This window comes from Nocardioides sp. OK12 (assembly GCF_024341885.1).
GTDB lineage: Bacteria > Actinomycetota > Actinomycetes > Propionibacteriales > Nocardioidaceae > Nocardioides > Nocardioides marinisabuli.
This window is the reverse complement of the sequence record NZ_BNET01000002.1, coordinates 570,782-584,634: the sequence shown is the minus strand read 5'-3', so window position 1 is coordinate 584,634 and position 13,853 is coordinate 570,782. Positions and strand designations below refer to the sequence as shown.

Sequence of the window (13,853 nt, the reverse complement as noted above, 5' to 3'; positions counted from 1 at the left end):
GCACGGGTCAGGCGCGGCGCTCGAACCCGCCGTACCGCTCGAGGGGCCGGTAGCCCAGGGCGTCGTTGACCGCGACCATGAGGGTGTTGGTCTCGGCGTTCCAGGTGCGCACCATCCGCAGGTCGGCCACCTGCTCGTGCAGCAGCAGGTGGTTGGCGGCCTTGAGCGCCAACCCGAGCCGGTGGCCGCGGTGGGCGCGGTCCACGACCGTGCCCCACTGGTAGGCCAGCCCGGGCTCGTGCTCGGTGGTGATGATCTCGGTGTAGGCGACCACCCCGCCCGCGGGGCCGAGCGCCACCGTGGCGTGGCGGGTGCGGGCCTGGCGGGCCAGCAGCTTCTCCTCCTCGCGCACCAGCGCCGGGTCGACCACGTCGGCCTCGAGGCTCAGGGTGCCCACCGGCGCCTCGGTGTTGAGGCTGGCGGTGATCCGGGCCCAGTCGTCGAGCAGGTCGTCGGGCACCCGGCCCACGAACGACCGCACCTCGTACGCCGCGTGGTGCGGCGCCGCCTCGGCGGCCAGGGCCCGCAGGTGGTCGGGGTCGGGCAGCGGGTCGAGGACGCGCAGCACCTCGACCAGGCCGAGCCGGAAGCCGTGGCCGCGCAGCAGCGACGGCCCGGGCTCCCCGGCCCCGTCGACCGGGGCGCCCATCGGCCAGCTGGCCTCGGCGATCCACAGGTCGCGCCCCCGCGCGGCGGCCTCGTCGCCCAGGTGCGCCAGCATCCGCGAGCCGTGCCCGCGGCGCCGGTGGGCCGGCGCCACGTCGACCGAGAGCTGCGCCTGGGCCAGGTTGTCGAGCAGCGGCGTCTGCAGGTGGCCGGTCGCGACCGGCTCGCCGTCGACGCGGCCCAGCCAGGCCCCCGCCCAGGTGCGGCGACCGGGCCGCTGCAGCGCCGCGCGCATCTCCTCGCGGGTCCACGCCGTCACCGCCGCGGCGGGCCGCCCGTGGTGCTGGGAGGCGCGGTAGACCTCGTGCCAGGCGTCGAACGCCGCGTCGTCGTACGGGTCGACGGGCTCGATGCGCAGCGGGCCGCTCATCGCGACCGGACCACGCGGCCCTCGTCCCACACCGGCCCGGGCGACTCGTAGACCTCGCCGTCGGCGCCGTAGACCAGGAAACGGTCGAAGCCGCGGGCGAACCACCGGTCGTGGGTGACCGCCAGGACGGTGCCCTCGAACGCCTCGAGGCCCTCCTCGAGCGCCTCGGCCGACTGCACGTCGAGGTTGTCGGTGGGCTCGTCGAGCAGCAGCAGGGTGGCGCCCGAGAGCTCGAGCAGCAGGATCTGGAAGCGCGCCTGCTGGCCGCCCGACAGCGAGTCGAAGGTCTGCTCGCCGGCGTGCGCGAGCTCGTAGCGGTCCAGCACCCGCGCGGCCTGCTCCCGGCCCAGGCCGCGGCGCCCGTCGGGGTGGCCGTCGCCGCGGTGCAGGATGTCGAGCAGCGGGCGACCGACCAGCTCGGGGTGCTCGTGGGTCTGCACGAACCAGCCGGGCCGCACCCGGGCGCCGAGCTTGGCCTTGCCGGTGTGCGGCACCGGCGTGACCGGCACCTCGCTGACGGGGCGGTGCTCGACGTCGGGGTCGGTGCCGCCGGCGGCCAGCAGCCGCAGGAAGTGCGACTTGCCGGAGCCGTTGGAGCCCAGCACCGCCACGCGCTCGCCGTACCAGACCTCGAGGTCGAAGGGCTTCATCAGCCCGGTCAGCTCCAGCTGCTCGCAGACCACGGCGCGCTTGCCGGTGCGCCCGCCCTTGAGGCGCATCGCGACCTGCTGCTCGCGCGGCTGCTCGGTCGGCGGGCCGACCTCCTCGAACTTGCGCAGCCGGGTCTGGGCGGCGCGGTACTGGCTGGACATGCCGTCGTTGTACTCGGCCTTGATCTTCAGGCGCAGCACGAGCGCCTTGAGCTTGGCGTGCTCCTCGTCCCAGCGCTTGCGCAGCTCCTCGAAGCGCGCGAACCGGTCGGTGCGCGCCTGGTGGTAGGAGGAGAAGCCGCCCGGGTGGGTCCACACGCTGTTGCCGACGCCGTGGCCGCTGCCCAGCTCGACGGTCACCACGCGGGTGGCGGTGTTGTCGAGCAGCTCGCGGTCGTGGCTGATCATCAGCACCGTCTTGTCGGACTCGCGGATGCGGCCCTCGAGCCAGATCTTGCCGGGCACGTCGAGGTAGTTGTCGGGCTCGTCGAGCAGCAGCACCTGGTCGGGGCCGCGCAGCAGGAACTCCAGCACCAGCCGCTTCTGCTCGCCGCCGCTGAGCGTGGCCAGCTCGCGGTACTTGGCGCGGTCGTAGGAGACGCCCAGCGCCGCCGTGGCGCACACGTCCCAGGTGACCTCGACGTCGTACCCGCCGGCGTCGGCGTACTCCGAGAGCGCCTCGGCGTAGCGCATCTGGGTGGCCTCGTCGTCGGTCTCCATCAGCGCCAGCTCGAGCCGCTCGACCTGGGCGGCGGCCTCGCGGACCCGCGGCGGGGCGACGCTGAGCAGCAGGTCGGCGACGGTCGCGCCCTCGCGGAGCCCGGCCTTGACGTCCTGCCGCATCACGCCGAGCCCGCCCGAGCGGGTCACCACGCCCGCGTGCGGGGTCAGCTCGCCGGTGACGATGCGCAGCAGGGTCGTCTTGCCCGCGCCGTTGGCGCCGACCAGCGCGACCTTGGCGCCCTCGCCCACCCGGAACGACACGTCGTCGAGCAGCGCCCGCCCGTCGGGGAGCTCGTACCTGACACCTGCGACATCCACGTGACCCACGAGCGACCATGCTCCCCGATCAGGGGCCGCGGGTCACTTCCTTTGTCGCCCGCCCCGGGTCGTGGTGCGGGTCGTGGCTTGAGTCGTGGTCCGGGTCGTGGTCCGGGTCGTGTGCCTGAGGACGCGCCCTGGCGCGGCCAGGGGCCACGACCCGAACCACGACCCCGCAGCAGTGGCCTAGGCGGAGGGCAGGTCGGGCACCCACTCGACGCGACCGCGGTCGGTCAGCGCCCAGGTGCCGGGGCGCGGGGCGAGCAGCAGGCCGTCGTCGGCGAGCTCCTTGCGCGCCGTACGGGCCGCGGTGCGCCACCGCACCTCGCCGGTCGGGCCCTTCTCCAGGTCCCCGGGGCGCAGCACGTCGCCGAGACGCTCGGCGAGCTCGGTGAGCAGGTCGTCGGACTCCGCCTGGCCACCGGCCTCCTGGAGCAGCTTGACGATCCACGGCTTGAAGTCGACCGAGGGCGTGCGCCGGCGCGGCCGCGCGGGCGCCGCGGGGGCGGTGGAGCCAGCCGCCGCCGCGGTCGTCGTACGACGCCGGGTGACGGGCGAGGCCTTGGGCGGCGCCTTCGGGGGTGCCGGGGGCGGCTCCACGGGCTTGGGCATCCCGTGCACGCAGGTCGAGAGCGGGAGGTCGCACAGGTCGCAGTAGTCGGTGGCGCTCACGTGCCGACCGTACCCACGCCCCACCGCCCCTGTGGAACCCCCCGCCCCCACCCCGCCTGTGGACGAGACGTGGCGCACGGCGGCCGGGGAAGTTTCATCGGGTACCCGACAGAACTCGCGCCACCACCACGAACCTTCAGCAGGGTGGCGACAGGTCCATCGGGTACCCGATGAAACTCCCGCGCCGCCCTCACCCCCGGCGGCGCAGCCGGACCAGCACCTCGTGGTGGGTGGTCTGGGGGAACATGTCGAGCAGCCGGGCAGCCTCGACGTCGTACGACGGCAGCGCGGCCAGGTCGCGGGCGAGCGTGGCGGCGTTGCAGCTGGAGTAGAGGACGTGCCGCACCCGCGACGACTCCAGCCAGCCGGTCAGGGCCGGGCCGATGCCGCGCCGCGGCGGGTTGACCACGACCAGGTCGGGGTGGTCGGCGGCTGGCTGCTCGAGCGCCCACGCGGTCGCGTCGGCGGCGACGAAGCGGGCCTGCTCGAGCCCCGCCTCCCCCGCCGACTGCTGGGCCGACTGCTGGGCCGACGCGACCGCCTCGGGCGCGATCTCGACGCCGGTGACCGCCCGGCCGGGCGCGGCGAGCGCCAGCGCGAAGCCGCCGACGCCGGCGTAGAGGTCCCACACCGACGCGGGTGCGGTCTCGTCGACCCAGGCCCGGGCCTGCTCGTAGAGCGCGGTCGCGACCGCGGTGTTGGTCTGGAAGAACGACTGCGGCCGCAGGTGCAGCCGCAGCCCGGCGCCGACCTCGAGCCGCATCTCGAGGGTGGCGGCGTCGGTGAGCACGATCTCGCGCTCCCCCTCGAGCACCGCCTTGTGCTCGGGCTGCACGTTGATCGAGGCCACCGCGACCGGCAGGCGGTCGGTCAGCCAGCCCAGGTGCTTGCGCAGCCGCGCCTCGGGCTCGGTGGAGCGCAGCACCCAGCGCACCATCAGCTCGCCGGCGGGCGAGCGGGTGACGAGCAGGTGCTTGAGCTCGCCGCGGCGGGTGGTGAGGTCGTACGGCGCCAGCCGGGCGCGGACGACGTGCTCGGCCAGGACGGGCAGGGCGTCGTGGAGCCCCGGCTCGTGCAGCCCGCAGTGGCGCAGGTCGGTGCCGCGTCCGTCGGCGCCGAGGATCCCCAGCGTGGGCGCGTCGAGGGTGCCGGCGACGACCATCTTGGCCTTGTTGCGGAACCCCTCCTCGGGGCCCGTGACCGCGGGCAGCCACGCGACCGGGCGACGGCCGGCCAGCGCCGGGGCGAGGAGGCCCTCGACGTGGCGCTGCTTGTCGGCGACCTGCTCGGCGTAGGGCCGGCCCATCCACGTGCACGACCGGCACGCCCCCGCGTCGAAGTAGTCGCACTGCACGGGGCGTCAGCCTACGTGCGCGCCGTGCGCCGCGGACGCGCCGCGTCGACTCGCGGGCACCCCCAACGGGTGAACCCCGAGCGCCACAGGTGCGCGTAACGTCGATCTGCCGTCCGGGCATCGGACGGGACAAGGACGACTAGGAGGGACACACCATGTTCAACATCATCGGACTGCTCGTGGTCGGCCTGATCATCGGCGCGCTGGCCCGGCTCATCAAGCCCGGCAAGCAGGCCCTGGGGCTGCTCGGCACCCTCGCGCTCGGCGTCGTGGGCGCCCTCATCGGCGGCATCGTCGCCAGCGCGCTGGGCAAGGGCGACATCTTCGAGCTCAACGTGATCGGCTTCGTCGTCGCCGTGGTCGCCGCCGTGCTGCTCATCGGCGTGGCGGAGGGCATGTCGTCGAAGGGCAAGGCTCGCGTCTGACCTCACCACGCCCCGGTCAGGGGTCGGCACGCGGGACGAGCGTCGGCGAGGAGGCACCCCCTCGTCGGCGCTCGTCGCTGTTGCGGGGGGTGTCTCAGGAAGGATCGGTCGAGGTCGCCGTGGCGGACGCCGACGGCGAGGTCGTGGGGGTCTCGCTCGCGGTGACGGACTCGGACGGCGTCGGGTCGACCTCGGCGCTCGTCGACGCACCGGCACCCGCGCTCGCGCTGCCGCTCGGGCTGGTGCTCGGGCTGGTGCTCCCACTCGCGCCCTGGCTGGGACTGGTGCTGGGGCCGGCGCTCTGGCTCTGACCGGCGCTCGCACCCGGTGCAGCGCTCGCGCTCGGCGCGGCGCTCCCGCTGGGGCCGGCGCTGGACGACGGCTCGTCAGCGGGCCCGGCGGAGGGCCCCTCGGAGGGCCCCTCGGTGGGCTCGTCACCCGCGCCGGGACCCGGGGCCACCTCGACGGTGACCGCCCGGGAGACGCTGCCCTCGGCCATCGGCCGCTCGGCGAAGCGCCAGCGGTAGCTCGTCGCCTTCTCGGGGGCCACCTCGGCCACCGCAGCGCCCCCGTCGACCTCGACGACCTGGTCGACGGTCCAGCCGGTGGTGCCGACGACGCGCTTCTCGAGGATCATCGTCACGCCGCTCATCGCGGCCCCGGTGCTGTCGACCAGGGCGCCGCGCAGCTCGACGGGCTGACCGGCCGCGGCCCGGTTCGCGGGCGGGGCCAGCATCGACGCGGTCGTCGCCAGGCCCTCGAGGTCGTACGTCGTCGCGGTGCCGGCGGTCTCCAGGCGCAGGGCGTCCATGGCGAACTCGTTGCCGTCGCAGCCGAGCCCGCTCATCACGAACCCGGCGCCGTCGCCGCGGTGGCGCACCACCATGTCGGCCAGCGTGCCGTCGGGCACGGCCTCGCTGGGCGCGTCGGCTACGGGGGCCTGCTCGTACATGTCCCACTTGGTCCAGCTGTAGGTCAGGTCGACGGCCTCGATGCGGGTCCACCGCCCGGCCGGCACGACCACCTCGGCGCGGCCGAACCACACTCGCCCGGTGTGGCGGTCCGCGGGCTCCTGGTAGCCGGCCCACACGACGCCGGTGGTGCCCTCGGCGGCGTACGCCGTCAGCCCGGCGCTGCGGGTCTGCGCGACCGACGAGACGTAGCTCAGCGGACCGAGCGCGTTGCCGCCGACGAGGTCGTAGCGCAGGCTGCGCTCCCCCGCCGGCGCGGTGGCCGGGCCGGTGCCGATCATCGCCTGCGGCGTCTCCGCGACCCGGTCGTAGACGCTCTCGCAGCCCACCAGACCCAGGCGCATCGCGCGCCCGGCGGGGAAGGCGAGACCGCGGACCACGACGGTGGACTGCTCCGCGACGACGCCGCGGGTGGTCGGGACGACGGCCTGGGCGGGCACGGCCGCCCCGCTCGCGAGCACGACGCAGGCGGCGGCGCTGATCGCCGCGACGCTCTGCTGGATGCCGGCCCGCACGTGCTCGTCTCCGATCGTCCCGCGGGCCCCGCTGCCCGCACCACGAACTGTAGGCGCAGCAGCCTCACCCCACCACGGGGTCGGGGAAGATCACCCGAACGAGGGATGGGGCGATGACTTCCGGGGCCCGCGGTGGTCGGAGGTGCAGCGGTCGGCGACAGCGGGCCGCCCACCCCACACGAGGAGATGCCGTGCCCGTCCTGCTGAACCCCTACCTGACCCTCACCGGCACCGCGCGCGAGGCGATGACGCTCTACCAGTCCGTCTTCGGCGGCGAGCTGAGCGTGATGACGTACGGCGACATGGGCGCCGAGGGCGACCTCGCGTCCCTGGTCATGCACTCCCAGCTCACGTCGCCCGACGGCGTCGCGCTGATGGCCTCCGACATCGGCCCCGGCGAGGTGGTGGACCACGGCACCACGGTGCGCCTGAGCCTCTCCGGCGACGACGAGGACCGGCTGCGCGGGTGGTTCGAGGCGCTGGCCGAGGACGGCGAGGTGCACGTGCCGCTGGAGAAGCAGGCCTGGGGCGACGTCTTCGGGCAGTGCGTCGACCGGTTCGGGATCATCTGGCTGGTCAACATCGGCTCCGCCGGGACCCCCGGCTGACCTCTCGCGACAGCCGGCCTCAGCCGCCGGCGGCGCGGTAGGACTCGATCCAGCGCCGGTCGATGCGCCGCTTGAGCAGCAGCGCGGCCCGCCCGCCCCACCACCAGCGACCGCGGCAGGCAACGCCGACCCCACCGCCGAGGTCGACGACCGACAGGAAGTGACGCCGGGGCTCGTAGACGTGGGCTCCGGCGTCCTCGCCGCGCCCGCGGGCCTCGAGGGCGGCGAGCAGCACCGGCGCCTGGCGCACCCCGTGGACCCCGATCCGGGGCAGCGGCGCCGGGGTGAAGTGGGCGCAGTCGCCGACCGCGTAGAGGTCGTCGTGCTCGACGTGCTGCAGGGTGGCGCGCACCGGCGCCCCGGCTGCGTCGCCGAGACCGGTGGCCGCGAGCAGCGGTGGGGCGGCGAGCCCGCCGGCGAGGACCGCGAGGTCGTGCTCGAGCACCGCGCCGTCGTCGAGCACGACGCTGCCCGCGCCGATCCGGGCGACCCCGCGACCGGTGAGCACCTCCACGCCGCGGCCCGCGAGCACCCGCTCGACGTACCTGCGTGCCCCGGCGGGCAGCGACGTGCCGATCTCGTGGCCGCCGTCGACGAGTCGCACCCGGGCCACGCCCGGGCGCACCGCGAGCTGCGCTGCCACCTCGAGCCCCGAGGGCCCGGCGCCCACGACGGTCACGACCGCCGCCCCGTCGGGCCCCAGCCGCTGAGCCAGGGTCTGCAGCCCGGCCAGCGGCTTGACCGTCACCACGTCCGGCCCGACCGGCACCCCGAGGTCGGAGGTCACCGACCCGATGCCGAGCGAGGCCACGGCGTACGACAGCCGCTGCCCGCTCGCGGTGGTGGCGACCCGGGCCACCGGGTCGAGGTCGGCGAGCACGTCCTCGTGGTGGCGTACGCCGCTGCGCGCGGCCAGCCCGGCCACGTCGAGCCGGCCGGCCGCCAGCGGCAGCGCACCGGTGGCGACCGCGGAGCCCACCCCGGAGTAGTCGAACCAGCGCGGCGCGAGCAGCTCGACAGCCCAGCCCGCGGCGCGCAGCCGGTCGGCGTGGCGCAGCAGGTGCAGGTGGGTGTGGCCGGCTCCGACGAGGAGCAGCGTCGGGGGCCCGGGCATCTGGGCAGCCTATCCAGGCCCACCCACTCCACCTGGGCGCCGCGATGTGCTTCGCTGGGCCGATGAGCAGGCCCGGACCCGTCGAGCGCGCCGACCACCTCGCCATGCGCGCCGAGGACGCCGTGCAGCGCCTGGTCGGCGGCGGGCTGCGTCGCGCCGGCTGGGTGCCGCGGGTCGTGGCGCACGTGGGCTACGGGCTCGAGGGCAGCTGGGTGCGGGTGCTGGCCCGGGTGGTGCTGGTGCCCGAGGGCAGCCTGGCGGCGCGGCACCCCGAGGACGCCCGGGGCTGGCGCCGCTTCGCGACCCAGTCGGCGGCCGGCGTGCCCGTCACGATCGAGGTGGGCGGGGTCGGCACCCGGGTCGAGTCCGACCGCGAGGGGTACGTCGACGTCCGGCTGCCGGCCGACCTGGCGCCGGGGTGGGCCACGGCCCGGCTGACGACCGAGGACCCGGAGGACCCGGTGACCACCGCGCAGCTGCGGGTGGTGGCGGCGTCGGCGCGCCACGGGCTGGTCAGCGACGTCGACGACACCGTGATGGTCACGATGCTGCCCCGGCCCCTGGTGGCCTTCCGCAACGCGTTCGTGAGCCGTGAGGTCGACCGGCTCCCGGTGCCGGGGATGGCCGGGCTCTACCGCGACCTGCTGGCCGAGCGGCCCGACGCGTTCGTGGTCTACCTCTCGACGGGCGCCTGGAACGTCGCCGGGGCGATCGGCCGGTTCCTGGAGCGCCACGGCTACCCCGCCGGCCCGGCGCTGCTGACCGACTGGGGCCCCACCCCGCGGGGCTGGTTCCGCTCCGGGCGACAGCACAAGACGACCGAGCTGCGCCGGCTGATGGAGGACTTCCCGCAGCTGCGCTGGACGCTGGTCGGCGACGACGGCCAGCACGACCCGGCGATCTACGCCGACTGCGCCGCCGAGCACCCCGACCGGGTCGAGGCGGTGCTGATCCGCCGGCTCAGCCTGGGCGAGCAGGTCGCGCGCTACGGCAACCTGGAGGGCCCCCGCGAGCACACCGGCCCGCAGACGGCGTACGGCGACGACGGCGACGAGCTGCGCACCCGGGCCCGGGAGCTCGGCCTGCTGGGCTGACCCTCTCTCCCGAACCGCGACGGCGGCGGGCATGGTCCGGACGGGCCATGCGCCACGCACGTTCGGGTCATCTTCGGGTCGTTCTCGGCGCGCACGGGCACCCGAGCGGCTGTCGGGGCGTTGGGTAGGACATGGCGCCGGGACCGGCGTCCCGCAGCCGGCCTGGGGAGGGATCGCTGTGCAGCACGACCTCGCGGTCGTCGCGACCCCCGTCGCGACGGGCCACGCGCGCCTGGTGGTCACCGGGGAGCTCGACCTGGGCTCGGTCCCGACGCTGCGCGACGCGCTGGCGCGCGCCCTGCCCTTCGCGACCCAGTGCCTCGACCTCGACCTCGCCGGGGTCGTCTTCCTCGACGCGGCCGGCCTGGGCGCGCTGGTCTGGTGCCAGCGACGCGCCCGCGCCGCGGGCGGCGAGTGCCGGGTCGTGGCCAGCAGCGCCGTGGTCGAGCGGCTGCTGCACCTGACCGGCACCCACGACCTCCTGGTCGCGCTGCCCGCCGTGGCGCACCCCGCCTGAGCCCGCGGCGGCGTACGGCGCCCGCTCAGGCCACGCGCGCCGGCTCGCGCCCGCGCGCCCCGCGGGTCACCAGGAACCCGAAGGCGGTCGCGAAGACGTACATGATCACCGAGTAGACCGCGCTCGGGATCGCGACCTCGGTGCTGTCGAGCACGCTGAGGGCGATGGTCAGCGCCACGGTGGTGTTGTGGATGCCGACCTCCATCGAGCTGGCGATGGCCTGGGCCTGGTCGAGGCGCAGCGCCCGCGCGCCGACGTAGCCCAGGGTCAGGCTCGCGGCGCAGAAGAGGGCGGTGACCAGGCCGACCTGGCGGACGTAGTCGGCGAGGTTCTCGCGCTCGCCCAGCAGCGCGCCGACCGCCACCACGACCAGCACCACGATCGAGAAGATCCGCACGGGCTTGTCGGAGCGGGCCGCGAGCTGGGGGCTGCGGCTGCGCACGGCCATCCCGAGCACGACCGGGACCAGCACGATGGCGATCACCTGCAGCACCTTGCCGACCTGCAGGCCCAGCTCGCCGTCGGCGTCGAAGTACCCGATGGCCAGGTTGGTGATGAGCGGGATGGTGAAGGCCGCGAGCACCGAGTTGATCGCGGTGAGGGTGACGTTGAGGGCCACGTCACCGCGGAAGAGGTGGCTGAAGAGGTTGGCGGTGGTGCCGCCGGGCGAGGCGGCGAGCAGCATCACGCCGACGGCCAGCAGCGGGTCGAGGTCGAAGCCGAGCACCAGCACGAACGCGATCACCGGCAGCACCAGCACCTGCAGGCCCAGCGCCACCGCCACGGCCCGCGGGCTGCGCGCCACCCGGCGGAAGTCGTCGACCTGCAGCGACAGGCCGAGACCGAACATGATGATGGCCAGCGCGACGGGCAGCCCGACGCTGATCAGTGCGGAGTCGTTCACGACCACTCTCCCGGCTCGACCTGGGCGCCTGCGCCACCGCCCCTGTGACGGCGGCCACAGTCAAGCAGTCCCGTGGCGGGTCAGGAGCGGAAACGCTCCAGGGCGTCGGGCTCGACCAGGGCCGACCGGTCGCCGGCCTTGCGCCGGTGGTGCTCGACGAGGGCCACCAGCGCGGAGGCCGGCCACGCCTGCGGCAGCAGCCGGCAGGCCACCAGCCCCGGGCCCCGGGTGGTGACCACGAGGTGCGGCTGCCACCCACGGACGGCGGCCACCTCGACGAGGTCGCGCCACGCCACCGTCTGCGCCCGGGTCACCCCGCCCGGCACCCGCAGCCCGTCGGGGCCCACGACCAGCCGGGTCTCGGTGCGCACGGCCAGCACGGCCGCTCCGACGACCCCCAGGACGACCAGCACGCCCAGGACGCGCGGGCCGGCCGAGTCGGCGACCAGCACCATCAGCACCCCCAGCGGCGCCAGCGCGACGCCGGCCACGGCGCGCAGCAGCGCCTGCGTGCGCCGCAGCGGCAGCGCGAGGCCGCCCGCGACGGCGACCGCGGGTGGTGGGTCGGCTCGTGGCCCGTGCCGCGGGGCCGTGAGGCTGCCGACGCCGGTCGCCCCCAGGACCGCGAGCAGCACGCCCAGGGCGACCGGGAAGGCGGGCGCCTCGGCCCGCAGCCCGCCGACCACGAGGAACACCCCGACCGGCACGAGGAACGCGGCGAGGCCCATCACGGCGTACCGGCCCGGCGCGCGGTAGACCGCGTCCGGGTCGTCGGGCGGTGTGCTCACCGGCTCAGCCGCGGGCGCCGCCGACGCCGAGCAGCGCGGCCAGGCCCAGGGCGCTGCGGGGCGAGTACGCCGCGCGCCACAGCCCGCCGTGCGCGGCGGCGTACGCCTCGTCCTGCCAGGGGTGCTCGTGGCGCGGTCCGCCGCCGGTGTGCAGGTCGTGGACCAGCATCGCGGCCATCAGCACGTTGGAGGTGGAGGGGTCGAAGACCTCGACGCCGAAGCGGTGCGCGCCGGCGTACGCCGCGGCCAGGGCGCGGTTCTTGACCACCGAGCGGGTGCGGGTCGGGGGCGCGACGTTCATCGAGACCAGCCGGCCCTCGTGGCGCGCCACGGTGGCGCGCCAGCGCTGCAGCCGCTTGGCCAGCGCGTAGTTGGGGCCCTGCTGGGGCACCAGCGAGTCGTTGAGGCCGGGGTCGGCCGGGCCGGCGTACGGGCGCTGGAGCAGGCGGCCGCCCGACACGGTGCGCAGCGGGCGGCCCAGGCCCTTGCTGAGCCGGCCGCGGCCGGAGTAGGCGGCCAGGGCCTGGTCGACGGCGTCGCCGGGGACCGCGAAGACGTCGGTGGGGGTGGCCAGGAACGCCAGGGCGGCGTCGTCGCGGGCCTCGAGGAGGCGGCGGCTGAGCTCGTCGACGGCGGTGGAGACCCGCACGTTGGTGGCGCCGTCGGCGTAGACGTAGTTGCCGAGCACCAGGGTGCCGGGCTGCTCGGCGAGCCAGTCGGCCAGCGCGGGCACGTCGGCGAGCAGGTCGGCGCCGGGGCGGCCCTCGACGGCGGGGGCCACGACGGTGCCGGCGCCGGCGACCGCGGTGTCGCTGACCCGCTCCCACACGTCCTCGCGGGGCAGGTCGATCGCCGCGACCCGGGCGCCCCAGCGGGTCAGGGCCTGCAACGGCCCCATCTCCGAGCCGGCGCCGACGACCGCGACGGTGCGGCCCTCCAGGCGCAGCCAGTCGGGGTTGGCCACGACCGCGTCGACGGCCTCGGCCAGCGTCGGCTCCACGACGCCGGCCAGCACCCACTGCTCGACCCGGCGGCGTACGTCGTCGCCGCGCAGCCGCTCGCCGCGGTAGGGCAGCACCAGCTCGCGCAGCGGCTCGCCGGCGCCGTGCATCTCGACCTGGCCGAAGCCGGCGGTGCTGCGGGGCCAGTCGGCCAGGGCCACGTCGGAGCCGTCGTCCTCGCCGGTCATGACCCGCATCCGCGCGTGCAGCGAGTCGAGGCCGCCGCGGGCGACCGCGACGGCGTCGTCGGGGGTGGCCAGGCCGGCCTCGACCAGCAGCCGGAACCACGGCAGGTACTGGGTGCGCCAGGCGGTCTCGCGCTCGGCGGCGCGGGCGCCGACGGCGTCGACGGGGCGCAGCGCGTCGGCGACGACGCCGCGGCCGGTCGCGGTGGTGCTGCGACGCGGCGGCCCGTCGGTGCGGTTCTGGCCGGCGGGGTCGAGCGGGAAGACGAGTCCGTGCGGGGCATCAGCCATGCGCCTCACCCTGCCCCGCCGACACGTCGGGGTAAACACCAGGGGTGACGCGGTGAGACGCCGGGCGCCGCTAGCGTCCGCCGGGTGACCCACCTCCCCATCGGTGCCGACGCCGCCCTCGTAGTCATCGACGTGCAGGAAGGCTTCGACGAGCCGTGGTGGGGTCCACGCGACAACCCCGACTGCGACGAGCACGTCGCCGCGCTGGTCGGCGCGTTCGCGGCCTCGGGGCGGCCGCTGGTCTACGTGCAGCACTCCTCGCTGAGCCCCGAGAGCCCGCTCTTCCCCGGGCAGCCCGGCCACGCCCTCAAGGACTACCTCGAGGGCTTCGAGCCGGCGCTGCTGGTGACCAAGCAGGTCAACTCCTCCTTCCACGGCTCCCCCGACCTCGACGCGTGGCTGCGCGGCGAGGGCATCGGCGAGATCGTGGTCTGCGGCATCACCACCAACCACTGCTGCGAGACCACCGCGCGGGTCGGCGGCAACCTCGGGTACGCCGTCACGTTCGTGCTCGACGCGACCCACACCTTCGACCGCACCGGCCCGGACGGCACCACGATGAGCGCCGCCGAGCTGGCCCGGGCCACCGCGACCAACCTGCACGGCGAGTTCGCGACGGTGCTGTCGACGGCCGAGGTGCTCGACGCGCTCGCCGGGGGCCTCCCCGCGTGAGCGGGCCGCAGCGGA

Annotated in this window: 14 protein-coding genes; 5 read left to right on the top strand and 9 right to left on the bottom strand. The window is 75.7% G+C overall.

Going from position 1 to position 13,853, the window contains the following annotated elements; all coding sequences use genetic code 11:
• Positions 1–7 precede the first annotated feature (7 nt).
• From OCU29_RS06935 to rlmC, 4 genes are all read right to left on the bottom strand, one after another.
• Entirely contained in the window at positions 8–1,036 is a 1,029-nt protein-coding gene (locus tag OCU29_RS06935; RefSeq protein WP_261819333.1) for a GNAT family N-acetyltransferase, read from the bottom strand.
• On the bottom strand, positions 1,033–2,736 hold the full coding sequence (locus OCU29_RS06930; protein ID WP_261819332.1) for an ABC-F family ATP-binding cassette domain-containing protein: 1,704 nt from the start codon (positions 2,734–2,736) through the stop codon (positions 1,033–1,035). The genes OCU29_RS06935 and OCU29_RS06930 overlap by 4 nt, the downstream gene beginning before the upstream one ends.
• Before the next feature lie 177 nt (positions 2,737–2,913).
• Entirely contained in the window at positions 2,914–3,399 is a 486-nt protein-coding gene (locus tag OCU29_RS06925; protein ID WP_261819331.1) for a winged helix-turn-helix domain-containing protein, read from the bottom strand.
• A gap of 190 nt (positions 3,400–3,589) precedes the next feature.
• The gene (rlmC, locus tag OCU29_RS06920) at positions 3,590–4,753 is read right to left on the bottom strand and encodes a 23S rRNA (uracil(747)-C(5))-methyltransferase RlmC (protein ID WP_261819330.1); all 1,164 of its coding nucleotides are present in this window, start codon (positions 4,751–4,753) and stop codon (positions 3,590–3,592) included.
• Between the two features lie 155 nt (positions 4,754–4,908).
• On the opposite strand from rlmC, the gene OCU29_RS06915 reads away from it, so the two are divergent.
• Positions 4,909–5,178, top strand: coding sequence for a GlsB/YeaQ/YmgE family stress response membrane protein (locus OCU29_RS06915; protein ID WP_261819329.1), 270 nt, complete (start codon positions 4,909–4,911; stop codon positions 5,176–5,178).
• Positions 5,179–5,272: 94 nt separating this feature from the next.
• Here the strand turns inward: OCU29_RS06915 and OCU29_RS06910 are convergent, their stop codons facing one another.
• On the bottom strand, positions 5,273–6,664 hold the full coding sequence (locus OCU29_RS06910) for a hypothetical protein (RefSeq protein WP_261819328.1): 1,392 nt from the start codon (positions 6,662–6,664) through the stop codon (positions 5,273–5,275).
• A 191-nt stretch (positions 6,665–6,855) separates the two neighbouring features.
• Between OCU29_RS06910 and OCU29_RS06905 the strand changes: the two genes are divergently transcribed.
• A complete protein-coding gene (locus tag OCU29_RS06905) occupies positions 6,856–7,272 on the top strand; it encodes a VOC family protein (protein WP_261819327.1) in 417 nt (138 codons plus the stop codon).
• 19 nt (positions 7,273–7,291) lie between these two features.
• Here OCU29_RS06905 and OCU29_RS06900 read toward each other — a convergent pair whose 3' ends face one another.
• Positions 7,292–8,386 (bottom strand): NAD(P)/FAD-dependent oxidoreductase, encoded by a 1,095-nt coding sequence (locus tag OCU29_RS06900; RefSeq protein ID WP_261819326.1) that lies wholly within the window; start codon positions 8,384–8,386, stop codon positions 7,292–7,294.
• A 62-nt stretch (positions 8,387–8,448) separates the two neighbouring features.
• Between OCU29_RS06900 and OCU29_RS06895 the strand changes: the two genes are divergently transcribed.
• Complete coding sequence (locus tag OCU29_RS06895) at positions 8,449–9,480, top strand: App1 family protein (RefSeq protein WP_261819325.1); 1,032 nt, start codon at positions 8,449–8,451, stop codon at positions 9,478–9,480.
• Between the two features lie 178 nt (positions 9,481–9,658).
• On the top strand, positions 9,659–9,997 hold the full coding sequence (locus OCU29_RS06890; protein ID WP_261819324.1) for an STAS domain-containing protein: 339 nt from the start codon (positions 9,659–9,661) through the stop codon (positions 9,995–9,997).
• A gap of 25 nt (positions 9,998–10,022) precedes the next feature.
• Here the strand turns inward: OCU29_RS06890 and OCU29_RS06885 are convergent, their stop codons facing one another.
• The 3 genes from OCU29_RS06885 to OCU29_RS06875 all read right to left on the bottom strand — a co-directional run bounded on the left by OCU29_RS06885 (position 10,023) and on the right by OCU29_RS06875 (position 13,166).
• On the bottom strand, positions 10,023–10,901 hold the full coding sequence (locus OCU29_RS06885; RefSeq protein WP_261819323.1) for a bile acid:sodium symporter family protein: 879 nt from the start codon (positions 10,899–10,901) through the stop codon (positions 10,023–10,025).
• Between the two features lie 80 nt (positions 10,902–10,981).
• Positions 10,982–11,689: a hypothetical protein gene (locus OCU29_RS06880; protein WP_261819322.1), complete on the bottom strand. Its 708-nt coding sequence runs from the start codon at positions 11,687–11,689 to the stop codon at positions 10,982–10,984.
• A gap of 4 nt (positions 11,690–11,693) precedes the next feature.
• Positions 11,694–13,166, bottom strand: a complete 1,473-nt coding sequence (locus tag OCU29_RS06875) for a hypothetical protein (protein ID WP_261819321.1) — start codon at positions 13,164–13,166, stop codon at positions 11,694–11,696.
• A gap of 84 nt (positions 13,167–13,250) precedes the next feature.
• Between OCU29_RS06875 and OCU29_RS06870 the strand changes: the two genes are divergently transcribed.
• Positions 13,251–13,838: a cysteine hydrolase family protein gene (locus OCU29_RS06870; RefSeq protein WP_261819320.1), complete on the top strand. Its 588-nt coding sequence runs from the start codon at positions 13,251–13,253 to the stop codon at positions 13,836–13,838.
• Positions 13,839–13,853: the final 15 nt, after the last annotated feature.